Source organism: Agathobaculum ammoniilyticum, from assembly GCF_025567315.1.
Classification (GTDB): domain Bacteria; phylum Bacillota; class Clostridia; order Oscillospirales; family Butyricicoccaceae; genus Agathobaculum; species Agathobaculum ammoniilyticum.
Window position 1 is genome coordinate 17,894 of the sequence record NZ_JAOQJE010000013.1, and the last position, 23,879, is coordinate 41,772.

At 57.6% G+C, this 23,879-nt stretch carries 25 protein-coding genes; 6 read left to right on the plus strand and 19 right to left on the minus strand.

Annotated features, from left to right (window positions below; all coding sequences use genetic code 11):
- Positions 1–365: 365 nt before the first annotated feature.
- The gene (locus OCV66_RS12475; RefSeq protein ID WP_107631850.1) at positions 366–590 is read right to left on the minus strand and encodes a helix-turn-helix domain-containing protein; all 225 of its coding nucleotides are present in this window, start codon (positions 588–590) and stop codon (positions 366–368) included.
- A 91-nt stretch (positions 591–681) separates the two neighbouring features.
- On the opposite strand from OCV66_RS12475, the gene OCV66_RS12480 reads away from it, so the two are divergent.
- The 3 genes from OCV66_RS12480 (at position 682) to OCV66_RS12490 (ending at position 3,682) form a co-directional block, all read left to right on the plus strand.
- Complete coding sequence (locus OCV66_RS12480; protein ID WP_054328521.1) at positions 682–939, plus strand: hypothetical protein; 258 nt, start codon at positions 682–684, stop codon at positions 937–939.
- A 79-nt stretch (positions 940–1,018) separates the two neighbouring features.
- Positions 1,019–2,101 (plus strand): glycosyltransferase family 2 protein, encoded by a 1,083-nt coding sequence (locus OCV66_RS12485; protein ID WP_147574474.1) that lies wholly within the window; start codon positions 1,019–1,021, stop codon positions 2,099–2,101.
- A 75-nt stretch (positions 2,102–2,176) separates the two neighbouring features.
- The gene (locus OCV66_RS12490) at positions 2,177–3,682 is read left to right on the plus strand and encodes a collagen-like protein (RefSeq protein ID WP_456237156.1); all 1,506 of its coding nucleotides are present in this window, start codon (positions 2,177–2,179) and stop codon (positions 3,680–3,682) included.
- Between the two features lie 73 nt (positions 3,683–3,755).
- Here OCV66_RS12490 and trxA read toward each other — a convergent pair whose 3' ends face one another.
- Genes trxA through OCV66_RS12505 form a run of 3 tightly spaced genes read right to left on the minus strand, consistent with a single transcriptional unit; the run spans position 3,756 to position 5,264 of the window.
- On the minus strand, positions 3,756–4,061 hold the full coding sequence (gene trxA / locus OCV66_RS12495; RefSeq protein WP_054328042.1) for a thioredoxin: 306 nt from the start codon (positions 4,059–4,061) through the stop codon (positions 3,756–3,758).
- Between the two features lie 19 nt (positions 4,062–4,080).
- On the minus strand, positions 4,081–4,890 hold the full coding sequence (locus OCV66_RS12500) for a DNA-3-methyladenine glycosylase family protein (protein ID WP_054328043.1): 810 nt from the start codon (positions 4,888–4,890) through the stop codon (positions 4,081–4,083).
- Positions 4,887–5,264, minus strand: a complete 378-nt coding sequence (locus OCV66_RS12505) for a DUF3783 domain-containing protein (protein ID WP_054328044.1) — start codon at positions 5,262–5,264, stop codon at positions 4,887–4,889. The genes OCV66_RS12500 and OCV66_RS12505 overlap by 4 nt, the downstream gene beginning before the upstream one ends.
- 334 nt (positions 5,265–5,598) lie before the next feature.
- On the opposite strand from OCV66_RS12505, the gene OCV66_RS12510 reads away from it, so the two are divergent.
- Both OCV66_RS12510 and OCV66_RS12515 read left to right on the plus strand, forming a co-directional pair.
- Entirely contained in the window at positions 5,599–6,393 is a 795-nt protein-coding gene (locus tag OCV66_RS12510; protein WP_107631845.1) for a ZIP family metal transporter, read from the plus strand.
- A gap of 377 nt (positions 6,394–6,770) precedes the next feature.
- Complete coding sequence (locus OCV66_RS12515; protein ID WP_054328045.1) at positions 6,771–7,199, plus strand: RNHCP domain-containing protein; 429 nt, start codon at positions 6,771–6,773, stop codon at positions 7,197–7,199.
- A gap of 101 nt (positions 7,200–7,300) precedes the next feature.
- Here the strand turns inward: OCV66_RS12515 and OCV66_RS12520 are convergent, their stop codons facing one another.
- Together OCV66_RS12520 and rlmD are read right to left on the minus strand one after the other, a co-directional pair.
- The gene (locus OCV66_RS12520) at positions 7,301–8,086 is read right to left on the minus strand and encodes a hypothetical protein (RefSeq protein ID WP_147574475.1); all 786 of its coding nucleotides are present in this window, start codon (positions 8,084–8,086) and stop codon (positions 7,301–7,303) included.
- Positions 8,068–9,420 carry a 23S rRNA (uracil(1939)-C(5))-methyltransferase RlmD gene (rlmD, locus tag OCV66_RS12525; protein ID WP_054328048.1) on the minus strand — a complete coding sequence of 451 codons (1,353 nt, stop codon included), beginning with the start codon at positions 9,418–9,420 and terminating at the stop codon, positions 8,068–8,070. The genes OCV66_RS12520 and rlmD overlap by 19 nt, the downstream gene beginning before the upstream one ends.
- 83 nt (positions 9,421–9,503) lie before the next feature.
- Between rlmD and OCV66_RS12530 the strand changes: the two genes are divergently transcribed.
- Positions 9,504–9,731 carry a hypothetical protein gene (locus OCV66_RS12530; RefSeq protein ID WP_054328049.1) on the plus strand — a complete coding sequence of 76 codons (228 nt, stop codon included), beginning with the start codon at positions 9,504–9,506 and terminating at the stop codon, positions 9,729–9,731.
- A gap of 55 nt (positions 9,732–9,786) precedes the next feature.
- On the opposite strand, the gene OCV66_RS12535 is transcribed toward OCV66_RS12530, so the two are convergent.
- The 13 genes from OCV66_RS12535 to purC all read right to left on the minus strand — a co-directional run bounded on the left by OCV66_RS12535 (position 9,787) and on the right by purC (position 23,876).
- Complete coding sequence (locus tag OCV66_RS12535) at positions 9,787–13,116, minus strand: S-layer homology domain-containing protein (RefSeq protein ID WP_147574476.1); 3,330 nt, start codon at positions 13,114–13,116, stop codon at positions 9,787–9,789.
- Between the two features lie 102 nt (positions 13,117–13,218).
- Positions 13,219–14,001: a hypothetical protein gene (locus OCV66_RS12540; RefSeq protein ID WP_147574477.1), complete on the minus strand. Its 783-nt coding sequence runs from the start codon at positions 13,999–14,001 to the stop codon at positions 13,219–13,221.
- Complete coding sequence (locus tag OCV66_RS12545) at positions 13,994–14,551, minus strand: RNA polymerase sigma factor (RefSeq protein ID WP_147574478.1); 558 nt, start codon at positions 14,549–14,551, stop codon at positions 13,994–13,996. Before OCV66_RS12545 ends, OCV66_RS12540 begins: the two co-directional genes overlap by 8 nt.
- 487 nt (positions 14,552–15,038) lie before the next feature.
- Positions 15,039–15,563: a hypothetical protein gene (locus OCV66_RS12550; RefSeq protein WP_147574479.1), complete on the minus strand. Its 525-nt coding sequence runs from the start codon at positions 15,561–15,563 to the stop codon at positions 15,039–15,041.
- Between the two features lie 58 nt (positions 15,564–15,621).
- The gene (purD, locus tag OCV66_RS12555) at positions 15,622–16,872 is read right to left on the minus strand and encodes a phosphoribosylamine--glycine ligase (RefSeq protein WP_054328055.1); all 1,251 of its coding nucleotides are present in this window, start codon (positions 16,870–16,872) and stop codon (positions 15,622–15,624) included.
- Positions 16,869–17,423, minus strand: a complete 555-nt coding sequence (locus tag OCV66_RS12560; RefSeq protein WP_147574480.1) for a hypothetical protein — start codon at positions 17,421–17,423, stop codon at positions 16,869–16,871. Before OCV66_RS12560 ends, purD begins: the two co-directional genes overlap by 4 nt.
- The gene (locus OCV66_RS12565; RefSeq protein ID WP_147574481.1) at positions 17,420–18,004 is read right to left on the minus strand and encodes a hypothetical protein; all 585 of its coding nucleotides are present in this window, start codon (positions 18,002–18,004) and stop codon (positions 17,420–17,422) included. Before OCV66_RS12565 ends, OCV66_RS12560 begins: the two co-directional genes overlap by 4 nt.
- Positions 18,001–19,176: a phosphoribosylaminoimidazolecarboxamide formyltransferase gene (locus OCV66_RS12570; protein ID WP_054328058.1), complete on the minus strand. Its 1,176-nt coding sequence runs from the start codon at positions 19,174–19,176 to the stop codon at positions 18,001–18,003. The genes OCV66_RS12565 and OCV66_RS12570 overlap by 4 nt, the downstream gene beginning before the upstream one ends.
- A gap of 10 nt (positions 19,177–19,186) precedes the next feature.
- Complete coding sequence (locus OCV66_RS12575) at positions 19,187–19,900, minus strand: IMP cyclohydrolase (protein WP_054328059.1); 714 nt, start codon at positions 19,898–19,900, stop codon at positions 19,187–19,189.
- Between the two features lie 20 nt (positions 19,901–19,920).
- A complete protein-coding gene (gene purN / locus OCV66_RS12580) occupies positions 19,921–20,544 on the minus strand; it encodes a phosphoribosylglycinamide formyltransferase (RefSeq protein WP_054328060.1) in 624 nt (207 codons plus the stop codon).
- A 64-nt stretch (positions 20,545–20,608) separates the two neighbouring features.
- Complete coding sequence (gene purM / locus OCV66_RS12585; RefSeq protein WP_054328061.1) at positions 20,609–21,646, minus strand: phosphoribosylformylglycinamidine cyclo-ligase; 1,038 nt, start codon at positions 21,644–21,646, stop codon at positions 20,609–20,611.
- Between the two features lie 36 nt (positions 21,647–21,682).
- Positions 21,683–23,104: an amidophosphoribosyltransferase gene (locus OCV66_RS12590; protein WP_147574482.1), complete on the minus strand. Its 1,422-nt coding sequence runs from the start codon at positions 23,102–23,104 to the stop codon at positions 21,683–21,685.
- A gap of 61 nt (positions 23,105–23,165) precedes the next feature.
- Positions 23,166–23,876, minus strand: a complete 711-nt coding sequence (gene purC, locus OCV66_RS12595) for a phosphoribosylaminoimidazolesuccinocarboxamide synthase (RefSeq protein ID WP_054328062.1) — start codon at positions 23,874–23,876, stop codon at positions 23,166–23,168.
- Positions 23,877–23,879: the final 3 nt, after the last annotated feature.

A 23,879-nucleotide genomic window follows, 5' to 3' on the forward strand; every position in this document is an offset into this window, starting at 1 on the left:
CGGCAGTTGCCCGCAGACCACACTGACTTGCAGCAAGAGCCATGCCGCGCTGTTCCTACCTATCCGCATTGTACCCTGCTCCCAGATCGAAAACCGGGATTTTGCCGGGCCGGATGCAGATCACGGTCTAATCCCTGTCGCCCCAGCAGCTCGTCTCGACATTGGAACAATAGATGCCGCTGTCGCTGGTCAGCAGGTGCCGCGCAATGATGTTCAGCGCTGTGCGGTTTTTTTCATTTCATCAAGACGTGGCGCGGGTTTTGAGTGTTTTTGAAACGCATTTTTATTTTTCTAAACAAGCATCAAAAACGCCAAAAAACCAAGTCATGCAACACGAAAAAAAGGGAGGGTGGTGCCGTTTCCTTTTATTCTTTCCTGCGCGGATAGGGTTTTCGCTCATCTGTAAAATCCAGCAGATAGTCAATACTGGTATCATAAAATTCAGCAAGACGTTTTAATTGTTGTGCTGGAATGCTGATATTGCCTAACTCATAGTCTGAATATGTTGTTTGATGCACCTGTAGCAAATCAGCCACCTGTTTCTGACTCATATCCTTGTCGTTTCGCATCCCTCTCATATGCTCATACATGCTATTCACCTCAAAGCAAGTATGGCTCAAGGATATATTCCTTATTGATTTTGAAGGGTATTTCCCTTATAATAGTCTTGAGGTGATTGCTTTGGAGAAAAACGAATTATTTCTGGAGGTATTCCGCGAGGTCCTTTCCAAGCAGGATATCCGCGTGGAATTCCCGTCCCTCATCGGAGTGGACGTCAATAAGCTGATGGATTCTATTTATTACCGCGCGCTCAACCGGATCAAGGGCTATATCCGCGACGACAGCCTTTCCGATCCGGAATGCTTTCAACAGATCGAGCTTGTCATTTCCACTTTGGAGCATCTGGGCAGCAGCGGCGGCTTCCGTCACGATTTTTGACCGTCGCGCTTCCCCTTTTCCGCTCCGTGCGCTGTCCCCCGCCTCCCGCGCAGCATAGACTGCGCGGGAGGGTTTTTTTATGGTTTCCATTAGTCTTTGCATGATCGTGAAGGATGAAGAGGCGGTGCTGGCGCGCTGTCTGGACAGCGTGCAGGGGATCGCAGACGAGATCATTATTGTCGATACTGGTTCCTCCGACCAGACCAGGGCCATCGCGTCACAATACGGCAGGGTGCTGGACTTTGCCTGGTGCAATGATTTTTCTGCTGCGCGCAATTATTCGTTCGCGCAGGCGGGCTGCGATTATATCCTGTGGCTGGACGCGGACGATGTGATACCGCCGGAGAGCCGCGCGGGCTTTGCCGCGCTCAAGCAACAGCTTGCGGAAGCAGCCGCCGACGTTGTCATGCTTCCCTATCATGTGGCGTTCGACCCGCAGGGCAAGCCGACGTTTGTTTATTTTCGGGAGCGCCTGCTCCGGCGGGCAGCCGGATTTACCTGGCAGGGTGCGGTGCATGAGTGCATCACCCCACAAGGACGCATTTTGTATGCGGACGCAGCTGTCGAACACCGCAAGGAGCGGAAAACAGACAGCCGCCGCAATCTTGATATTTATGAAAAGCAGCGCGCCGAAAAAGGAACACTGACCGCGCGCGAGCAGTTTTATTATGCGCGCGAGCTGATGGCGCATCAGCAGTGGGACGCGGCTGTGGCTGCGTTCCGTGATTTCCTATCCCGTCCGGACGGTTGGCCCGAAAACCGGATAGAGGCCTGCCGCAACCTGTCCGACTGCCTCTGCACGCTCGGGCAACGGGACGAAGCGAAAGCCGCCCTGCTTCTGTCCTTTTCCATGGATGAACCGCGCGGGGAAACCTGCTGTGCGCTCGCCGCGCTTGAATTGCAGGAGGAGCATTATGCCTTGGCCAGGTTCTGGTACGAAACCGCCTTGCGTGCGCCGCGCAGGACAGAACGGGGCGGTTTTGTGCAGGTTTCCTGCTATGGGTATATCCCCTGTCTGGGGCTGTGCGTGTGCTGCGACCACTTGGGGCAGCATGACGAAGCCGCCGCATGGAACGAGCATGCCGCGGCTTTCTGGCCGGATTCCCCCGCAGTCGCCTACAACCGCCGGTATTTTGCGCAGCGCGCCTCCGGTGCGGAGTGACCGGAGACCGCCCCCACGCATAGAATGCAGTGCCGAATGATATTATCCGGCAAATTTCCCGAAAGGAAGAAAGACATGTACGATCGCTCACAATTTGTTGGACGGGACGGTTCCGGCTGCTCCTCCGACAAGTGGATGGATAAGATCTGCGGCGGCACATGCGGCGGCCAGCAATGCCCGCCCGGTCCCACAGGCCCGACAGGACCTGAAGGCCCGCGCGGGTATCGCGGCGAACGTGGTCCGATGGGGCCGCGCGGCTTTACGGGTGCGACCGGTCCTCAGGGGCCGGGAGGTTTCCCGGGCGCGACGGGTGCGACAGGCGCAACAGGCGCGACAGGCGCAACAGGCGCAACAGGGCCCGCCGGCGGCCCGACCGGCCCCACCGGCGCGACAGGGCCGACCGGCCCCACCGGTGCTACCGGACCGACAGGTCCCACGGGTGCTACCGGCTTCGGCGCAATTGGACCTACTGGCCCCACGGGGCCGACTGGCGCGACCGGACCGACCGGACCTACGGGCGTGACGGGTACCGGTGCGACTGGGCCGACCGGTCCCACAGGTGCAACAGGTCCCACAGGCCCGACTGGCGCAACTGGCACCGGAGCAACTGGACCCACTGGTCCCACGGGTGCAACCGGTCCAACTGGCGCGACCGGACCTACCGGACCTACGGGCGTGACGGGTACCGGTGCGACTGGGCCGACCGGTCCCACAGGTGCAACGGGTCCCACAGGCCCGACAGGCGCAACTGGCACCGGAGCAACTGGACCCACTGGTCCCACGGGTGCAACCGGTCCAACTGGCGCGACCGGACCTACCGGACCTACGGGCGTGACGGGTACCGGTGCGACTGGGCCGACCGGTCCCACAGGTGCAACAGGTCCCACAGGCCCGACTGGCGCAACTGGCACCGGAGCAACTGGACCCACCGGTCCCACGGGTGCAACTGGTCCAACCGGACCAACCGGCCCCACTGGTCCCACGGGTGCAACCGGCCCAACCGGTGAAGATGGCGATGCCGCCACCGTCCGTGTCGGCACAGTTACCACCGGAGATCCCGGCACCGAAGCCAGCGTCGTCAACTCGGGTACGGAAAAAGACGCTGTACTCGATTTTACGATTCCCAGAGGGCAGGATGGCCAAAGCGGTGCGACGGTCAACCTGTTATCCGCCTATTCCATCCCCTCGCACCCCGGCGGCACAGAAAATAACGCCCTGATTTTTGACCGGAACGCACTTTCCTACGGCACTTCCATCTCGCACGAGCTCAACAGCGCAATTTTCACCATCAACCATCCCGGCGTTTATGCCGTGGTCTTTGACGGCGGCATGGCGCCTGGAAGCGGTGTGACATTCCCCTATAATATCAGCTTTACGCTTGAGTTAAACGGGTCCTTTGTCGCTGGCGCTTCCGCATCGCATAACTTCCACACTTCGACCGAAACTGTAAGCATTGCGTTCACATCGCCGGTAGCGGTTTCCTCCGCCCCTGCCACGCTGCGGGTCATTGGCAGCGGAAGCACGTATTTTTACAGCAACATTTCCCTGACAATCTACCGGCTCGGCGATATCCCCACTTAACGCTGTTTCTGGCGCGCGTCCGGACGGCTGATAAGAAAACGGAAACGGGAAATTCCCGTTTCCGTTTTCTTTTTTACAGCAGCGCAAGAATATTGGCTTTGGGCATCGCGCCGACCGCTTTATTCGCGGGCTGGCCGTCCTTGATTACGACCAGTGTCGGAATGCTCATTACGCCGAACTCCTGCGCGAGCGCGCCCTGTTCGTCCACATTGATTTTGCCGACTTTAATATCCGCGCGCTCTTCCGCGATCTCGTCCACAATTGGAGAAACCATGCGGCACGGGCCGCACCAGCTCGCCCAGAAATCGAGCAGAACCGGCTTGTCCGACTGCAGTACCTCCTGTTCAAAATTATCCTTTGTAATGGTTAAAACCGCCATATTCCTACACTCCTTTGCTTCAGTTTGTCACAAGTTCATAATAAAATGCATACTGCTGCATAACGCCCGCAAATCCCCGATAGCGCTTTAACGGGAAGCCCTTGGGATAGTGGGCATCCAATACCTGCCGGATATGCGTATCGATTGGGAACGCATCGATATGATGCAGCGCAAACAGGCAAATACATTCCGCTACCTTGCGCCCCACTCCGGACAGTCGCATCAGCTCGGTGCGGGCATGGGCATAGTCCATATGCCGGACAGCCTCCAGGTCTACTTCGCCCGATACAACCTGCCGTGCGGCGGACAGTATGTATCTCGCCCGATAGCCCAGACGGATGGGCGCAAACTCCTCCAGCGTGCAGGCGGCAAGGCGTTCGACCGTCGGGAAAGCATTGTATACCTGTCCACTCCTATTATAGCAGATTTCCCCAAAAAGGGAACATAAATTTTCGACGCATTTCGTGATGCGCCCGATATTGTTCTGTTGGGATATGATAAAGCACACGATGGTCTCCCACAGCTCCTGCCGTAGGATGCGCAGCCCGCATCCCGCCGCAACCGCACGCTGTAGGTATTGGTCCCGCTTAGCGACCGCCCGCTTATACCTGCCATAGTCCGCATCCAGGTCAAAATATCCTCGCCAGACCGACTCGAATGTTTCCTCCGAACAATCGAACCGCACCAGCCGCCCTTCCTGGCAGACTTCGATATACTTCCCTCCCGCAACGACCGAGTACCTTTTTTCCCCCAGCTCCCGAAAGCGGAAGCATTGTCCCGACCGAGCGATCTGCTCCAAATCAAAGTCTGCTATCTCGCGTTCGATCATTTGCTCATCGCCTCATGCTCCGCCGCCAGCTCGTCATACAGTTGGTGGAACAGCCAGCCCAGATTCGTCTCTGTCACGACCGCTTTATACGGGATGGATACGCCGTTCTTTTTCATTTCACGCAGCAGGATCTCCAGACGCTTATCCGTAAAACCATCCAGCACCAGCACGGGCTCAGCCAGCGCCGGCGTCTCCGGCGCTTCGCGCGCATCGAACCCCTTGCGGCCAAGCAGACAGCCAATCGTCTGTCCTGCTGCCTCCGGCGCGACATTTCGAATACGCACCCCCATCCGTACCAGGATGGATTTCAAAACAGCGGCCTGTTCCCCGCTGTTGGGATCAAAATATAAAACGTTTTCCCGTGACACCGGCATATTCGGTTCCTCCTTATAGCATTTATTTTTATTATACCACAGCGACCGGCAAACCAGCAAGGAAAAGGCGCCTGCCGCACGACCCTGCAGCCGCGACGCCTTTCCGCCAATATGCCCGCCATCCCCTATATCTCCCTCTTGCGGCGGGTGCGCGAAGCATGTATAATGAAGTATACGCATTCGCTCCATATTCAGGCGGCAGACATTGCCTTGACAGTCTTGGCATGGATATCTATAATTGTAGTTGGTTTTCGCTAACTATAATTGTCAATAAACTTTTCTATTATCAGAACGGACTTTTTATCATACTTCCATCCGGAAAGGAGGCCTTTTTATGATACAAGCATTGGTTTGGGCGGCGGCCGGCACTGGTTTTACTTTTGCGATGACCTCGCTGGGGGCCGCTATGGTATTTTTCCTGCGCCGCAAATCGAGCGCGTTGCTGCAGCGTATTTTCCTCGGCTTTGCGGCTGGCGTCATGATCGCGGCTTCGGTTTGGAGCCTGCTGATCCCCGCTATTGAAGAGGCCGAGGCGGCTGGCGGGATCGGCTGGATCCCTGCCGCCGGCGGCTTTATCCTCGGCATTCTGCTCATGCTCGCGCTGGACGGCCTGCTCCCGCATCTGCACAGCGGTGCCGTCCGAGCCGAGGGGCTGCCCTCCTCTTTCCGGCGCACCACGCTGCTCGTGCTCGCCGTAACGCTGCATAACATACCGGAGGGTATGGCGGTCGGCCTGTCGTTCGCCCGCGCGGCACAGCACAACGGAGAGGCCGGCCTGATCGCGGCCGCCGGTGCGCTGGCGCTCGGCATTGGCATCCAAAACTTTCCCGAGGGCGCGGCGGTGTCTCTGCCATTGCAGCAAGAGGGGCTGTCGCGCCCGCGCGCTTTTCTCTACGGCGCGCTGTCCGGTGTAGTGGAACCGATTTTCGGCGTGCTGGTGGTTTTGGCTGCAGCGCAGCTTACGCCTTTCATGCCCTGGCTGCTCTCCGCAGCCGCGGGCGCGATGCTGTATGTTGTAGTCGAGGAACTGATCCCGGAAGCACACCTTGGAGAGCATTCCCACCCTGGAACACTTGGTGTAATGGCTGGCTTTCTGGTAATGATGATCCTTGACGTTGCGCTCGGATGACCTACATAGGATTCTGCAAGCGCTCCCCAACCTGCTAAGCAGGCGCCGCAAAAAACCTTGCGGAACGGCTTTGTTTATGCTATACTTATGATAGAATATTAAAGTAGAGGTGGTGGCTTGATGTCGGCTATCCGTAAATAACAGGATGACAAAAATTCCTCATCGCAAGACGATGGGCTTTTTGCTGTGCTGATTTTACGGATACAGAGTCGGGCCTGCCTTTCATTGGGCAACCTTTTCGTTGCCGCCGTTTTTCGGCGGCTGCATGTTGTCGTCCCCATCTATTCAGCAGAACAGTTTAATGGCCCGTCGTCCCGGGCCATTTTTTGTTGTCCTAAAAGCGAAACCATCATTTTATAACAAAGGACAAACAAACCATGAACCGAGAAAACAAACGAAAAATGTATGAAAAGGGTTATTATAAAACCCATCCCTGTGCCGAAAGCTTTACCTGCCGCGTATGCGGGCGGCCGGTCGTCTCCGTCGGCGCAGGCAGCGGTCACCGCAACCATTGTCCGAACTGCCTGTCAAGCTTGCATCTGGACGATGAACCCGGCGACCGTACCGCAGACTGCGGCGGCGTCATGGACCCCGTCGCAGTGTGGGTGCGCAAAAACAGGGAATGGGCGGTTATCCATCGCTGCCGCCGGTGTGGCACGCTCCATTCCAACCGGGTGGCTGCGGATGACAATCCGATGAAGTTGATGTCGATTGCCATGAAGCCATTGTGTGAACCACCGTTCCCGCTGGAGCGAATCGAGGAGATGACTGCTCTTATGGGCGGCAACGGCTGCTTAAATGGATAACGGAAAAGGCATGGCGAAGCCATGCCTTTTCTGATTTCTGCGCGTCTCGGGCTTTTCTCTGGAAGACAATATGCCTTTCCTGCTCCAACACGGACAAATTTCTATCCTTTGGAGAACAGTTGGTCTTCCTCAATGATTCCTTTATGGCACGCCGCCCTTTCTATTTGGGTAAAAATCATCGACACGACTCGAAATACGTCACACAGATAAAACTGATCGTATTGCTCCTCCTCCTGCTCCCACGCTTTATGAACAAACCGATTTCTTATTTTTCTTACTCTGCCCAAATACAACAATTCCTTCTGCAGCGTTTCTGTTAAATCGCACTGACAACACTCGCCTATTTTTTGAATATAAAACGCAATTTCGTTGGTTCCTTTCTGTTTCTTTCCCAAAGGAATCGAACATACCTCACAAAACCATTGTGCAATTTCATTGAGCGAGGACTCCAAATATGAAAGAAGCAACAGCAGCATTGTATTTTTGTTAATATCGTGGGAAAGATTTTCCCAAGTAGTCACTGGCGAAAACATATATGCCGGATCAAAAAAAACGTCCAGTTCTTCCACCGTGTATTCCCTTTGGCGCCGGTAACCCTTTACCAATTCAAACCGGCCTTCCGACTCAGCAATCAGCGCCTTTAATTTGTTCTCAAGCTGGCATAATACAAACAGGCAGTAATCATTTATTTCTGCCAGTTCTTCTTCATATTTGACAAAAGGATATACCGAACTGACACTAAAAAACAAAAAATATCGTGCATTGTTATCACGATAAAATTCTAGGCTTTCTATCAGCCCTTCTTTGTCAAAATAAACTTTCATAGCTTTTCCCTTTTGGTGCAAAGCGAAAGCCCCTCTTTCCGTTTTCATCGTTGCAGCAGGCATACCGTCTCCACATGGCTCGTCCTCGGGAACATGTCAAACGCCTGCGCCCTTTCCAGCCAATAACCTGCGCCGCACAGCTCCGCAACGTCGCGGGCGAGCGTGGCCGGATCGCAGGATACATACACCACACGCGGCGGCAGCATCTTCAGGATCGCGTCTCGCGCTACTTCGTCCAAGCCCTTTCGAGGCGGGTCGACAACCAGCACATCGATGCCGCGTCCGGCAAGCTGCCGCGCCGCCTGCCCTGCGTCCGCACACAGGAATTCCACGTTTTCCATTCCGTTCCGCGCCGCGTTCCTTTTGGCATTCTCCACCGCTTCCGGCACGATCTCCACACCGATCACGGTTTTCGCCCGTTCCGCCAGCGTCAGCGTGATCGTCCCCGCGCCACAGTACAGGTCCAGCACGGTTTCCTCTCCCATCAACCCCGCAAAGTCCGCCGCACACGCGTACAGACGCTCGGCCTGGGCATGGTTAACCTGATAAAACGCCTCGGGCGAAAGCAGGAAGGAGTGTCCGCAAAGCCGGTCCTCCAACATGGCCTCCCCCCACAGCACATCGGTCCGGTCGCCGAGTATTACGTTGTCGCCGCGCTGGTTGTGGTTAAGCAAAATACCGGTCAGCGCCGGCTCGCTTTCACGCAGGCGGCTCACGAGTACCTCCAGCGCGGGCATCTTGCGTGTCGCCGTAATCAGTGTCAACTGGCTCTCGCCGCTCTTTTCGCCTACACGGACGTAAATATGCCGCACCGCACCGCGGTTTGCACCGTAATCATACGGCGGCACGTCAAACTCCTGCATCCAGGAGCGTACAACCGCAGCAATGCGGTCGGCTGTTTCCGACTGGATCAGGCAGCGCTCGACCGGCACGATTTCGTGGCTGCGCGACCGATAAAAGCCGGTGACGATACCGCCCTCCTTATCCCGTCCGACCGGATACTGCGCCTTGTTCCGGTAATGCACGGTAGCGGGCGCGCCGGTAATGCCAAGCAGCTTGCTTCCGTCCTGCCCGCCGATACGAGTCAGCGCGTCGCGCACCTTTTTCCCCTTCGCACGCAGCTCCTCCTCGTAGGTGATGTGCTGGTAACAGCAGCCCCCGCACCGTCCCGCCGCCGGACAGGCAGGTTCTATGCGCGTGCCGGAAGGCGCAACCAGCTTTTCCACACGGCCAAACGCAACGTTTTTCGTCACCTTGACAAGCCGCACGTCACACTGGTCGCCCACGGCGGTGCGCGGGACAAACACCGCGCGTCCCCCGATTTTGGCGAACCCCGTGCCATCCGCGGTATAATCGCTGATCTGGCAGCGATAAATTTTATTTTTAATAAGCTCCATTCCTCACGGCGCTCCTTTTTCCGGTTTGTATCCGTATTATATCATGCTTCCGGCACATACTGCAATCGAAAGGAGCGGTACGAATGGAACGAAATGAAAAGAAAAAGCGCGTCTCCGCGGATATCCCCTTTTCTTTCCTCAATGAGATGGGACACAACACCCGCGCGATGGAGCGGTTCTTCGATCTGCCGCGGGAAACGCAGGAGACGCTGACCGACGCGGTTTCCATTGCGGACGACCCGAACGAGCGGTCCGAGCAGGCGCTCAAGTCCTTGGCCAACGGCGGCGAGGGCTACTGCGAGCGGTTTTAAAAAGCAGAAAAGCGTCCATACGGACGCTTTTCTGCTTTTTGTTCTGTTTTTCCTCTTATTCTCCCTGATTCATCGCAGAAAGGCGCTGCAAAATCAAGGTGATCTCCTGCGCGGTGATCGGCTCCTCCGGCCGGAAACGGCCGTCCCCATCCCCTTGAAGGATGTTTTGCGCCGCCATTTTTTCAATCGCCGCCTGCGCCCAATAGCCTTGATATACATCGGTAAACACGGGCGCCCCCGCTGTGGAATCGCTGTCGGACAGCGTGGAAGCGATCACGCAGAATTCCGCGCGGGTAAGGAGCGCGTCCGGCTGATAGCTGCCATCCGCATAGCCGTTCAGCAGGCCGCGGTCGTGCAGCCGCGCCAGCGCAGCCGCGTGCGCACTGTCTGGGCTTACATCTGCAAACCGCGCCAGCTCGGGCTGCTCCACCGCAGTCTGATCGGTCAGGCTGTCCGCCAGCAGCACCGCCGCCTCCCCGCGCGTGACCGGCGCCGTATCATCCGACCTTGGGATATTCGTCTTGAGCAGCGGCGTGACCTTGCCTGTGGCCGCATCCACCCGCGCGGCAAACGGAAACTGTACGTTTTTTCCCGCCGCCCTGGTCGTCTGCGCAAATACGCGGTTCTGTGCGACCATGGCTTCCAGCTCATCCGCGCAGGCCTTCAGGTCGTCCTCGGTCAGGGAAAGGATCGCCGCGCGTTCCGCCGCATAATCCGCCTGGGTGTGTCCGGACCGTGCCAGGCCCAAGCCGCTTGCCCGCGACCATTCCGCGTCCATGTCAAAGGTGTTGACCGCATTTACCTGAAAGCCCGCCAGCTCGCTCGGCGCAAGCTGCATCGACCGCAGGTAATCCGCCGCCCCGCGGAACACCGCCACCGCCTCGTCCACGCTCACGCCGCCTGACGAAACCATGGTAACGCCGTTTGCATCGAACAGCAGGCTCGCGCCATAGGCGCCGCGCTTGTCGCGCAGCTCCGGCAGCATGTATTTCGCAGTCAGCAGCGGCCCCAGCACATCGTAAACCGCCATATTTTCCGGCGGCGTGCGGAACTGGCCGGTCAGCATGACATGGTTGGCGTCCTGCGTGTTTGAGGATACCACAAGCGCGCTCGGCCATCCGCCGGAAATCCATTCGCAGGAGGATATGCCTGTTCCCGCGGGCAGCGCCGCGACAAATGCCGCAGCCGCGCGCCGGAACGCTTCAAAATCCGCGCGGCTTCCGGTAAACTCCGCGACCACCCCTGTGCGCTGAAGTACACGCTCCAGCAGGGTGCGCATCTGTTCGAGCAGCGCGGCGTCCCCGCCCTCGTTTGCCGCCGCTTCCTCAATAAACGCCTTATAAGACATAGACGAGCCGACAAACCCCGCCGGAACGCGGTCCATGAAGCGGTTTGCCTGGGTGCTGGATTGTAGCATCATGCTGTATTCATAGTAATACGGATCCCGATATTGTGCGCGCAGGCTGTCTCTCCGTTCGGTCAGAAAGGTACGGAACGCAGCCGCATCCGCTAACGGCTGCCCGCGCAGCAGCTCTGCCGCCGCCTGTACCGCATCCGCGGCCTTTCCGGCTTCCACACCGCCACCGAGGGCGAATGCAGGCTGAAGCGTATCCGGTGCGTCATACCGTTCGCCCGAAGACATTCCGGTATAAAGGGACAGCCCTGCCTCCTCGAACTGATCGTTCAGATATTCGCACAGCAGGCACCATACGGAGGCTTCCTCCTGCCGAAGTTCGATTGGGAAATAAAGAGAAAATGCCGGCGCTTCCGTATCCGTCGCCTCATTGAAATACCAGGTCACGCCATCCGTGGTTTGGCTCGTCTGTTCCATGGAAAACGGGTCCTCTGAAAAGGCGTTCAGGTCGAGTGTGGGAAGTTTGGCGAGTACCGCTGGATCATCCGGCTGGTCCAGCCAAGCATTAAACGCCTCGGTGTCCCGCTTCACCTGCTCCAATCCGGCCGCGTCCAGCCGCGGTTCGGGGATGGAGTGCTTAGCCGCGCCATTGCCGGAGATGACGATTGTTTGGAACTTGCTGTCCCTCAATTCTGCCGCAAGCGACTTAAAATATGACATATCCTGTCGCAAATCCGCAATAACGTCCGATCGGTCGATGCAAGCGAAGGGGTCCCCCGCATAGGTGAAGCCCATAAACACCTCTTCCCGTGCAAACTGCTGCGCTTTCTGCTGCTGGTCAAGCGCTTCGTCCAGTAACGCGGTTGGGAAGCCGTTTTGCGCCGCATCCTCCAGCAGCTTTTGGAATACCGAAACCACCTCATCCTTTTGCTCCACCGGCACCTCGGACAGTATCACGCCGACATTGTAGATGCCGCCCGCATTGCCGCCCACCGTATAGGGCAGCGCCTCGGGGAACGCCTCGCCAAGCTGCCGCTGCAGACAGGTCAGCATCGCGCCCCAGGCCTCCATCTTCCCTGTATCCAGGATGCTCGGCCCATGCGCCATAAAGCCGATGTCCACCGTCTGCGTGGAACCGGTCACATTATACTCCTGTACGATCTGCGCTTGCGCGATCGGCTGTGCTTGGATGGTCACAGCCGGCGTTTCACCTTTGTCTGTTTTATTCAAATATCCATCCAGCATTTTGAGCGTTTTACCGATATCCTGCTTTCCCGCCGTATATACCAGCATATTGGATGGGCGGTAATAGGTGTCGTATACCCACATGACGTCCTCATAGGTCAGGTCAAGCAGCTCCGGTATCGCGCCGCCGGAATCAAATGTTGCTGGGGAGTCGCCATAGAGGTTTTCATACAGCTTATCGGATACAAAATCTAGCGAATTCTGGTCTGTATCCAGGCTTTTCAGCCGCAGCTCGCTGTACACAATACCGTTATATCGCGCTTTTCCGTCCGAATATTCGATGCGGATACCCTGCTGCTTGAAAATATTCGGCTCGCTGCGCAGCAGCGGGAACAGCACACACGTCGTATAAATATCCGCGAGATTATAAAAGTCTTGCTCCGCCTCGGTGCGGAAAACATAGGTGGTATAATCCTCGCTCGTATACGCGTTCAGTTCCTGCGCGACCGAGCTGTTGCGCAGAATATGCATCAGGTCATTGAGAGGATATTGCTCGCTTCCGTTGAGCAGGGAATGCTCCAGAACATGGTTCGCGCCCTTGCTGTCCTCCGGCGGGGTTCGGAAGCCGATCGCGAACTCGCGCGTTTCGCTGCCGTTTTCCAGCCAGACGACCTGTGCGCCCGTATCCGTATGCCGGAGCAGATGGTATGTTCCTTCGCCTGTACCCTGCGTTTTTACCTCGGTAAACCCGTGCTGCCCGTATCTGCCCGCCGCGGCCGCCTCCGCCGGCACGAGCGGCAGCAGGAGCGCAAGCACTGTTGCGAATGCCGCCAACCGTTTTTTCATGGGATACACCTCACCCTCGTGTATTATCTGTACTGTATGTAATAGTACAGCTATATATTAACAAACCGCTGCCGACTTGTCAACAGCGGTTTGCCTGTTTTTTTACGCCTCAATGACCTCCTGCGCCATCTGGAAGAAATCATCCATCGTCAGGCTGCCCGGGTCAAAGGTATAGATCGAATAAGCGATGTCACCCTCGATCCACGATACGCGGTAAAACACCTTTTCCTCACGCTCGTCCGAACCGTAAGCAATATTGATCTCGCCGCGATCGAATGCCGCCTGTTCCTCCGCCGTGGGCTGGCTGTTGCCATCAGCCGGCAAATAAATGCCCTTCATCTCGCGGTAGTGTACCTCGGTACCCGCCACCGTGCGTACCGTATCGTAGGGAGAGGTATACTCGCCTTCCTCCTGCACCGGATCAAAAGCCAATGTCAATTTTACGCCATCCTGCTCATAATCGAGCTGAATACCGGTAAACGAACCCAGAGTATGGTTGTTTTCGTCCCGTTTATCGGTCGTGCTCTCGTTACCCTTTTCAAAGACGAAGCCATTCGAGAATGACTCAACATATTTCGCTCCCGCTATATTTTCCTGCACATAGGCGGCTGTTTTTTCGAAATCCGTCCAGTTCTTATCCAGTCGGGTACTCGATCCCCAGCTTACAACGCCGCTGCCCGCGACCGCGCTGGTCACGGCAACTGCCGCCACCAGGCATACCGCTGCCAGACGCTTGCCCCATTTGGGCCGGCGGCGCAGTTCTGCGGGCGCTCCGCTCTTCAGCGCAAAATCAATCCGTGTCTTCAGCTTGTCGGGCGCTTCCAGCCCCTCTGCACACTGCTTCATCGTCTCTCTGATCGTGCGGTCCATCTTCATTTCATCCATTTATTGCAGCCTCCTTTGGCTTTCCCTCTTTTGCGGTCAGCGCCTGCCGCAGATGGCGGCGGGCGGAAAACAGGCGGGATTTTACCGTACCTTCGGTCACGCCCAGCGTGCATGCGATCTCCTTAACCGGAAGGTCGTCAAAGTAATACAGAATCGTCACGACGCGCCGCTTTTCATCCAGCGCATACAGCGCTTCATACAGCCGCCGCTGCTCGTCGGTGCGGAGTACGGCGGACAGCGCGCTTTCCGCCTCTCCGGTTTCAAAGAATTCCGCGACCGGTGTCTCGCGTTTGGTTTTCCGGCAGTACTTCCACGCTGCCCGCGACAGCGTTTTCAGCAGCCACGGTCGGAATTTCGCACCGTCTTTCAGCGATCCGATCGACCGCGCGCAGATGACGAACGCCTCCTGCGTCAAATCTTCACCGTCCGCACGGTTTCCCGTAATCAGGCATGCGACGCGGTAGGCGTCGTTTTTATAGCGCGCATACAACTCGTCAAACGCCTGCATATCGCCCCGCTGCATCCGGCGAACCAGTTCTTCATCGGTCATGTTTGCAATGTCCTTTCTCCGTTTTCGGTGTACCTGATAATAAGAGCACCGAAAACGGCAATCGGTTCAAAAAATTTTTTTAGGTTTATGCGCCGCCTGTTTTGGTACACCTGTCAATAAGAGCCGGCCTCCTGCCGTTTGGTTCAAAAAAAAACGCGAGCCAGGTCGCTGGCCGTGCGGCGCGGCCCCTTTCCCTGATATGACTATACTATACCCGAAATCAGACGCGGAGGAAAGTCCCTGCCACCCGCTGCGCGGATATTTTTCACGGCTCCCGCTTTCTATCGTGCATCATATCGGCACTCTAAAAAGACTATTTATTCATTTTTATAAAAACAAGACCGATATTCGCAAAAAACATCTCTATTCTACGTTTTCAGCGTCAAACCGTGCGCAAATAAAAAGCAGCCTTTCCGGCTGCTTTTGCTTTGTGGTTCTCTTTTCGCGCGGTTTCTCCGCGTTTATCCGATGTTTTGCGGCAGCCGTTTCAGCCCAGCTTGGGGAACAGCTCCTGATCGATCACCGCGTCAAGCGTCATACCTGCGTAAGCGATCTGGGCTAGCCCGTCGATGAACCGCGTGACCGCTGCCAGCAGCACGGAAATATTATCCGCAATAAACGGGATGATCTTTTCCAGCTTCAGCGAGCCATCCACTAAGGTATTGTGCTTCAGGTAGATCTGCCCCGCCTGCTCAAAAAAGCCGAACGCACCCAGCGCGCAGAAATCGTTGCAGTAGACGCACGCCTTGCGAAGCTGCGTCTCATGCGTATCCGGCGCGCCCTGGAACAGTGTGACGAAAAACTGCAGCAGCCCCATATCCTCCGCCGGAAGCTGCATCGGGATAAAGCAGCATTCTATCACAACGTCCTTGGCCACTTTGCCCTGACGCATAGCCTCGCACCGCAGCAGCGTCGGCGCGCCCTCCTGCCGCATTACCTCCGCGCGGAACCCGTTCTGATTCAGCACATCGGACATACAGCTCAATATCTGTTCCTGTTGCTCTATTTTCATATTCCTATATCTCTCCTTATGGAACACGGCGCGGACTCCCTGCCGCGCCGTGCATCGCTTATTTAACGCCGATGTCCCTGCGGTAATGCGCCGCCTCAAAATGGATTTTTTCCACATCCGCATACGCTTTGCGGATTGCTTCCTCCAGCGTGGGGGCGACCGCGGTCACGCCCAGCACACGCCCGCCGCTGGTGACGAATGTACCACCCCTGACCGCCGTACCCGCGTGGAACACGAACGAATCCTTCACATCCGCAAGGCCGGTAATCTCCTTGCCCTTTTCATACGCCTTGGGATATCCGCCGGACGCCATGCAAACGCAACACGCAGCGTTGTCGGCCCAATGGATTTCGATTTCATCCAGTTTTTCGTCGATCACTGCATTGAAAATATCGAACAGATCGGTTTCCAGCCGCGAAAGCACGGCTTGCGTTTCCGGATCGCCAAACCGTGCGTTATACTCGATCACCTTCGGCCCTTTGGGCGTCAGCATCAGGCCGAAATACAGCACGCCCTTGAACGGCCGCCCTTCCTTGGCCATCGCCGCGACCGTCGGCTGGAAGATCGTTTCCATACAAACGGCCGCGATCTCCTCCGTATAGAAACGGGAAGGGGAAAACGCCCCCATGCCGCCGGTGTTCGGTCCCGCGTCACCGTCGTAGGCGCGCTTATGGTCCTGCGCGGACGGCATGGTTTTCAGGTGCTTCCCGTCCACAAACGCCAGCACACTAACTTCGGGACCGGTCAGGTATTCCTCGATCACCACGCGCGCGCCCGCGCCGCCGAACGCATGCCCGTCGATCGCGTCCCTGACCGCGGCAACCGCTTCTTCCTCTGTCATTGCCACCGTTACTCCTTTGCCCAGCGCCAGGCCGTCCGCCTTGACCACAATCGGAGCGCCGTTCCGCCTGATGTAGTCGATCGCGGCGGTGGAATCCTCAAATACCGCATAGGACGCGGTGGGGATGCCGTATTTCTTCATCAATTCCTTGGCGAATGATTTGCTCCCCTCAATAACTGCCGCGTTTTTCCGCGGGCCGAACGCGCGGATGCCCGCTTCTTCGAGCGCATCCACCATGCCCAGCGCCAGCGGATCATCCGGCGCGACCATCACCAGATCCGGCCGCTGTGCCTTTGCAAACGCAACGACACCGTCGATATCGGTCGCCTTGATCTCCACGCATTCCGCTTCCTGCGCGATGCCGCCGTTGCCCGGCGCGCACCAGATATGATCTACCTTGGGGCTTTTTTTCAAAGCGTGGACGATCGCGTGCTCACGGCCGCCGCCGCCGATTACCAAAACTTTCATGATTTATCTACCTCCATACGGATGTATTGCTGCTGGGCGCGGAACATATCCACCAGTAGGGCGACATGGGCCAACGGCAGCAGCATGCTGGCGATCCGGATCCCCTGCGCGACCACCGGCTCCTCCAGCCAGTCGAACGCCATGACAAGCCACAGGATATACCCTGTGCTCCATACAGCCACCAGCACCCATTCCAGAACGACCTGCCGCCCCGCCGCGCGCATCTGGTCCGCCGCCGCAAGCAACAGCATGCAGCCGAGCAGAATAAGCGGCACAAGCGAAGCATACTCCAGGATATTCCCCCAATACGGCGGCAGGACCGCTGGCCCGCAGACCACCGTAAAGCCGATCAGCACATCCGCTGTAATACTCGCCCTCCGGAACCACGGAGACGCCTGCTGTTGGGAAAGCGCGCCCGCCGAGATCACGGCATACGCCACCAGCTCCAGCATCCAGTTGCCCGCCAGTGCCGTGCCGCCCAGCATCGCCAGCTTGATCACAATGCCGGCCGCGATCCCCAGATAGGCGTAATAGCTTTTGAGAACATTCATACTTTATCCTCCGCAAGCAGCGTTTTCGCGCGCCACAAATACCGCACCATCCAAGCATAGGAAACCACCGCCGCAAGCAGCGCCACAACCTCCAGCCCCATCTGCACGCAGAACAGCACGGTATACGCGCCCTGCTGGACCGAAAGCTCGGCCTGCCCTTCGAAATACGGCAGAAAGCCCATCATGGACGCGCCGCGCTGCACAAGCGTCGCCATCGCCCAGGTGCGGCCCAGGCGCAGCGTCTGCTCAGAGGCGTCGGCTGCGCGCAGCCGGCGGTCAAAATCGCGCTCCATCGGCAGGTAGAACAGCAGGAACAGCAGGTTGACCGCCATATTGCCGACCCATGCGGGATCCGTACCGTTCGGTACCGTCACCGTGAGCAGAGCACCCACCGCTGACGCGCCCAAAGCGACCCAGCAACGCAGCCAGAATGCCGCAAATGCGTTCATCAGATAGCACAGCGCCATCAGCAGCATACCGACCGGCCGGAGCGTCCCATTGAGGAACAGGGACGCCACTATCTGCGCGGCAAAGGCAGCCAGCGTCCAGACCGCCGCACCGGAAGCGTTGCTCCGGCTCAATGATGGAACAGGCGCATGCCGGTGAACGCCATCACAATACCATATTTGTTCGCGGTTTCAATCACGTTATCATCGCGGATCGAGCCGCCCGGCTGGACGATATACTGCACGCCTGACTTGCGCGCGCGCTCTACATTATCCCCAAACGGGAAAAATGCGTCGGAACCGACCGTGACGCCGGCATTGCCCTTGATCCAGGCCAGGCGCTCCTCACGGGTGAGCGGCTCCGGCCTGACCGCGAATGTATTCTGCCAAACGCCCTCCGCCAGCACATCCTCGTATTCGTCCGAAATATATACGTCGATCGCGTTGTCGCGGTCCGGACGGCGGATACCTTCCTTGAACTGCAGGCCCAGCACCTTGGGATGCTGGCGCAGGAACCAGTTATCCGCCTTATTGCCCGCAAGGCGCGTGCAGTGGATGCGACTCTGCTGGCCCGCGCCCACGCCGATGGTCATACCGTCCTTCACATAGCACACGGAATTGGACTGCGTATACTTAAGCGTGATCAGCGCGAGGATCATATCATGCCTGGCGCTTTCCGGCAGCTCCTTCTGCTCGGTCACGATATTGGTGAGCAGGCTTTCATTGATCTCATAATCGTTATAGCCCTGCTCAAAGCGGATGCCGAAGATATCGCGCTGCTCAACCGGCTTCGGCGCATAGTCCGGATCGATCTTAACCACATTGTAGCCGCCCTTGCGCTTGGTCTTGAGGATCTCAAGCGCCTCGGCAGTGTAGTCCGGCGCGATAATACCGTCCGATACCTCCCGCGCGAGATAAGCTGCGGTATCCGCATCACAGGTATCCGACAGCGCCGCCCAGTCGCCGTAGGAGCACAGGCGGTCCGCGCCGCGCGCGCGGATGTAGGCGCATGCGATCGGCGACAGTTCGTGGTCAGCCTCCACGAAATAGATCTGCTTTTCCACGTCGGTCAGCGGCTTACCCAGCGCCGCGCCCGCAGGCGAAACATGCTTGAAGGAGGCCGCGGCCGGCAGGCCGGTCGCCTTTTTCAACGCCTTGACCAGCTGCCACGCGTTGAACGCGTCGCAGAAATTGATATACCCCGGCTTGCCGTTCAGGACCTCGATCGGCAGCTCGCCCTCGGTCATAAAAATGCGCGCGGGCTTCTGGTTGGGGTTGCAGCCGTATTTCAATGCCAGTTCTTTCATTCGTTTCCCCTCATTTCACATGCTTGTTTTTGATGACCTGCTCGTATTTACCCGTTTCCAGGTCGATATACCGCACGAAGAGCGAAATCTTGTTCTGTTCGTTCAGGCTGTCCCACATCATGTCCGCGAACTCCTGCAGCGGCAGCTCGATGCGGACGCATTTCGGCTCGCCGCGGAACGGGAGCAGCGGGTCGCCGTCGCACAGGTAGGTATGGATAAAATGGCCCAGCCCAGGCACCGGTTTGTCATATTCATAGAAAAAGCGCTTGTTCGAGGTCCGGTCGGAGGTAAAGTTTTTGAGAATAGACAGGCTGTACGAGCCGTCCTCGTTGATCACGCCGGAAATGCGGGAGGTATAGTTGGGCGCGTCCGGCTCAAACTGGCGGGTGCGCAGGGCGTCGATATAGCTTTTTCCCTGCCGCAGATAGTCGCAGATCGTATCCGTCTGGTCGCCGTTGGTCACGACCGTCCTACCCGCGCAGACACGGACCGGATGATAAATAATCAGGGAGGGGTCGGTCATTCGGGACGGGTCAAACGCTTCCGTGCGGATTCCATCCTCGGTTTCCACAAACACGCGGTTCCGGCTGTTCTCCGACCGGCCCATGATGAAATAGGCCGCAACGTTCCTTTTGTTATCCTTTGTACGGCCGAAAATGATGCCGCGGCCCGGATAGGTGTTGGACACCAACTCATCCGCGATATTGAACACATTTTTGCTCATAACGCAAACACACTCCTTTGTTACTTTCTCTTGACGGCCGCGCCGTCGACGGTCAGCCTGCCCGCGCAGAAATCGGACACGGCTTGCGGAAGCAGCTGCCATTCCGCCTGAACCATCACGCGCTTCTGCAGCGTCTCCGGCGTGTCATCGTCCTCCACTTCAATCGCTTTCTGCGAGATAATCGCGCCTCCGTCCACCACTTCAGATACAAAATGCACGGTCGCGCCGGTCACCTTCACCCCTTTTGCCAAAGCCGCTTCATGGACGCGCAAGCCGTAGAAGCCCTCCCCGCAGAACGCGGGGATCAGCGAGGGATGGATATTGATGATGCGGTTCTCATAACGGCGGCAGAAGTCCGCGCTGAGCACGGTCATAAAGCCTGCGAGCACAACCAGCCCGATCTCCCGTTCGCGCAGCAGCGCGTCCAGCGCAGCGCCGTATGCGTCGGGAGAAGCGAACTCCCTGCGCCGCAGCACCGCGGAGGGGATACCGGCCTTCGCCGCCCGTTCCAGCGCAAACGCGTCCGGATTGGAGGAGACGACAAACGCGATGCGCCCGTTTTCGATCTTGCCCGCCTGCTGCGCATCGATGAGCGCCTGCAGGTTCGTACCGCCGCCAGAAACCAAAACTGCAATGTTTATCATATTGGATCTCCATTTTCTGCGCCGCAGCGCGCATTGAATCAAACTCTGCGTAGCCGCGCCGGCGTCAGACGAGTTCCACGCCCTTCTCGCCGTTCACGCACTCGCCGATGATATACGCCTTTTCTCCCGCGGCCGAGATCGCGGCGACCGCGCGCGACGCGTCCTCCGCGGCAACCGAAAGCACCAACCCCGCGCCCATATTGAACGTGTTGTACATATCGCGCTCCGGTATGCCGCCCGTTTTGGCAATCAGGCCGAACACCGGCGGCACCGGCATGGCGCTTTTTTCGATCTTCGCGCAAATGCCTTCGGGCAGCATACGCGGCACGTTTTCGTAAAAGCCGCCGCCGGTGATATGACTGATGCCCTTGACATCCACCTTGCCCATCAGGGATTGGATCGCCTTGACGTAGATTTTGGTCGGGGTGAGCAGCTCCTCGCCCAGGGTTTTGCCAAACTCGTCGATATAGCGGCGCACGGACTTTTCATTGATGCCGAGCGTCTTGCGCACGAGCGAATAGCCGTTCGAGTGTACGCCCGAGGAAGCCACGCCGACCAGCGCGTCGCCCTGCCGGATCGTCGTCCCGTCGATCATTTTCTCCTTATCCACCATGCCGACCGAGAACCCTGCCATGTCGTACTCGTCCTCCGGATAAAAGCCGGGCATCTCCGCGGTTTCGCCGCCGATCAGCGCGCAGCCCGCCTGGCGGCAGCCCTCCGCGATGCCGGAAACCATCTGCGCGATCTTGGCCGGATGGTTCTTACCGACCGCGATATAATCCAGGAAAAACAACGGCTGTGCGCCGCAGCACGCGATGTCATTGACGCACATGGCCACGCAGTCGATGCCCACCGTGTCGTGCTTATCCATCAGGAAGGCCAGCTTGAGCTTGGTACCCACACCGTCCGTACCGGAAACCAGGATGGGGTCGGCCATGCCCTTGAAATCCGGACGGAACAGGCCACCAAAACCGCCCAGCGTACCCATCACGCCCTTGGTAAAGGTCGATTCGACCATCGGCTTCATCAGCTTGACCGCTTCATAGCCCGCAGTCACGTCAACGCCGGCAGCCTTGTAGCTTTCAGAACGGCTTTCACTCATAGTAATACTCCTTCGTCGTTTAATATGGGGAGCGGCTTATTCTTTGCCGCTCCAGCAGTAGGTGCAGACCTTATCGTGGTCCAGGCCGATGGCCTCCAGCAGTCCGTCAAGCGACTGATAGCCGAGCGAACTGAATCCAAATTTTTCGCAAATTGTCTTGAGCATGCACTGGCCGCGCTTGGTATTCGCATCCGCGTATTCCTCCAGGTGCTTCTGCCCCTCATCGCCCTCCAGCTCCTGCACGGTGCGGCGGGCCAACAACTCCATCTCGGAATTACTGGAGGAGAAATTCAGGTATTTGCAGCCGTACATGATCGGCGGGCAGGCCGACCGCATATGGACCTCTTTTGCGCCGGATTCGTACAGGAACTCAACGGTTTCACGCAGTTGGGTGCCGCGCACAATCGAGTCGTCCACGAACAGCAGCTTTTTCCCCTCGATCAGCTCGGGTACTGGGATCTGCTTCATCTTGGCGACCTGATTGCGGATCTTCTGGTTGGCCGGCATGAACGAGCGCGGCCAGGTCGGGGTATATTTGACAAACGGACGCGCAAACGGTTTGCCGCATTCGTTGGCGTAGCCGATCGCATGCGGCACGCCGGAATCCGGCACGCCGGCAATAAAATCCACATTTTCCGCCAGGCCGCGCTTTTTATCGTCGCACGCCATGATCTCACCGTTGCGGTAGCGCATCACCTCGACGTTGACACCCTCATAATTGGAATTGGGATAGCCATAATACGTCCAGAGGAACGCGCATATTCTCATTTCCTTTCCGGCCGGCGACAGCGTTTCAAATCCATCCGCCGTGACCTTGACGATCTCGCGCGGCCCAAGCTCATAGGCATCCTCATAGCCGAGCTTGTGGTACGCGAACGACTCGAACGAAACGCAATGCCCGTCCTCGCTTTTGCCAATCAGCACCGGCAGGCGACCCAGCCTGTCGCGCGCGGCGATGATCCCCTCCCGCGTCAGCGCGAGCAGGGTGAGCGAGCCGTCGATCAGCTCCTGCGCGTGCAGGATGCCGGATACCAGGTCGTCCTTCTGGTTGATGAGCGCCGCAACCAGCTCGGTGGAGTTGACCTTGCCCGAACTCATGGCCATGAACTGATGGCCATGGTCGGAAAAATAGCGGGAAACCAGCTCCTCCGCGTTGTTGATGATACCAACCGTGGTCAGCGCGTACAGGCCAAGGTGGGACCGCACGAGCAGCGGCTGCGGGTCGGTATCGCTGATGCAGCCGATGCCGCTGCAACCCTGGAAATCCTGCAGATCCTTTTCAAATTTGGTCCGGAACGGGGTATTTTCAATATTGTGGATCTGGCGCTGAAAGCCGACCTCCTTGTCGTAGACGATCATGCCGCCCCGCCGTGTACCCAGGTGCGAATGATAGTCCACGCCGAAAAATATATCCAGTACGCAGTCCTGCTTGCAGACCGCGCCAAAAAATCCTCCCATAGTTGCTCCTTATCTTTTTCCGGTTTTGGGTTTGCCCGATCAGGCGCGTTCCCGCAGGCGGTTACTTGCCCAGCACGCGCTTCATGATCTCCTGGTACGCTTCCTCGACGCCGCCCAGGTCGCGGCGGAACCGGTCCTTATCCAGCTTCTCCTTGGTGGTCTTGTCCCACAGGCGGCAGGTGTCCGGACTGATCTCGTCGGCCAGCACGATTTTACCGTCCGCAGTCTTGCCGAACTCCAGCTTGAAATCGACCAGGAGTACGTTCAGCGTATCGAAATACTGCTTCATGACCTCGTTGACCTTGAACGCCATGCCCTTGATCTGCTCGATCTCCTCGCGGGTGGCGAGTTTCAATGCGATCGCGTGGTACGCATTCATGAGCGGGTCGCCCAGATCGTCGTTCTTATAGGAGAATTCGACGGTCGGCTCGTCGAACACGATGCCCTCCTCCACGCCGTAGCGCTTGGCAAAGGAGCCGGCCGAAATGTTGCGGATAATGACCTCGAGCGGTACGATAGAAACCTTTTTCACAACCGTTTCGCGCTCAGAGAGCTGCTCGACGAAATGGGTCGGCACCCCCTGCTGCTCCAGAAGCTGAAACATGTGGTTGGACATGACGTTGTTGATCGCGCCCTTGCCGACGATCGTCCCCTTTTTCTCCCCGTTGAACGCGGTCGCGTCATCCTTGTAATCGACGATGACCAGGTTCGGGTCGTCGGTCGCAAACACTTTCTTTGCCTTTCCTTCGTACATCTGCTCTTTCTTTTGCATGTC

Coding starts and splice junctions, on each gene's coding strand:
- OCV66_RS12520 (WP_147574475.1), bottom strand. CDS start 8,086: ATGCCTGCTGCAACGATGAAAACGGAAAGAGGGGCTTTCGCTTTGCAC.
- OCV66_RS12540 (WP_147574477.1), bottom strand. CDS start 14,001: ATGGATGAAATGAAGATGGACCGCACGATCAGAGAGACGATGAAGCAG.
- OCV66_RS12490 (WP_456237156.1), top strand. CDS start 2,177: ATGTACGATCGCTCACAATTTGTTGGACGGGACGGTTCCGGCTGCTCC.
- purC (WP_054328062.1), bottom strand. CDS start 23,876: ATGCAAAAGAAAGAGCAGATGTACGAAGGAAAGGCAAAGAAAGTGTTT.
- OCV66_RS12575 (WP_054328059.1), bottom strand. CDS start 19,900: ATGAGCAAAAATGTGTTCAATATCGCGGATGAGTTGGTGTCCAACACC.
- OCV66_RS12545 (WP_147574478.1), bottom strand. CDS start 14,551: ATGACCGATGAAGAACTGGTTCGCCGGATGCAGCGGGGCGATATGCAG.
- trxA (WP_054328042.1), bottom strand. CDS start 4,061: ATGGCGGTTTTAACCATTACAAAGGATAATTTTGAACAGGAGGTACTG.
- rlmD (WP_054328048.1), bottom strand. CDS start 9,420: ATGGAGCTTATTAAAAATAAAATTTATCGCTGCCAGATCAGCGATTAT.
- OCV66_RS12485 (WP_147574474.1), top strand. CDS start 1,019: ATGGTTTCCATTAGTCTTTGCATGATCGTGAAGGATGAAGAGGCGGTG.
- OCV66_RS12515 (WP_054328045.1), top strand. CDS start 6,771: ATGAACCGAGAAAACAAACGAAAAATGTATGAAAAGGGTTATTATAAA.
- OCV66_RS12500 (WP_054328043.1), bottom strand. CDS start 4,890: ATGATCGAACGCGAGATAGCAGACTTTGATTTGGAGCAGATCGCTCGG.
- purN (WP_054328060.1), bottom strand. CDS start 20,544: ATGATAAACATTGCAGTTTTGGTTTCTGGCGGCGGTACGAACCTGCAG.
- purD (WP_054328055.1), bottom strand. CDS start 16,872: ATGAAAGTTTTGGTAATCGGCGGCGGCGGCCGTGAGCACGCGATCGTC.
- purM (WP_054328061.1), bottom strand. CDS start 21,646: ATGAGTGAAAGCCGTTCTGAAAGCTACAAGGCTGCCGGCGTTGACGTG.
- OCV66_RS12560 (WP_147574480.1), bottom strand. CDS start 17,423: ATGAATGTTCTCAAAAGCTATTACGCCTATCTGGGGATCGCGGCCGGC.
- OCV66_RS12550 (WP_147574479.1), bottom strand. CDS start 15,563: ATGAAAATAGAGCAACAGGAACAGATATTGAGCTGTATGTCCGATGTG.
- OCV66_RS12510 (WP_107631845.1), top strand. CDS start 5,599: ATGATACAAGCATTGGTTTGGGCGGCGGCCGGCACTGGTTTTACTTTT.
- OCV66_RS12505 (WP_054328044.1), bottom strand. CDS start 5,264: ATGCCGGTGTCACGGGAAAACGTTTTATATTTTGATCCCAACAGCGGG.
- OCV66_RS12590 (WP_147574482.1), bottom strand. CDS start 23,104: ATGGGAGGATTTTTTGGCGCGGTCTGCAAGCAGGACTGCGTACTGGAT.
- OCV66_RS12530 (WP_054328049.1), top strand. CDS start 9,504: ATGGAACGAAATGAAAAGAAAAAGCGCGTCTCCGCGGATATCCCCTTT.
- OCV66_RS12570 (WP_054328058.1), bottom strand. CDS start 19,176: ATGAAAGAACTGGCATTGAAATACGGCTGCAACCCCAACCAGAAGCCC.
- OCV66_RS12535 (WP_147574476.1), bottom strand. CDS start 13,116: ATGAAAAAACGGTTGGCGGCATTCGCAACAGTGCTTGCGCTCCTGCTG.
- OCV66_RS12475 (WP_107631850.1), bottom strand. CDS start 590: ATGTATGAGCATATGAGAGGGATGCGAAACGACAAGGATATGAGTCAG.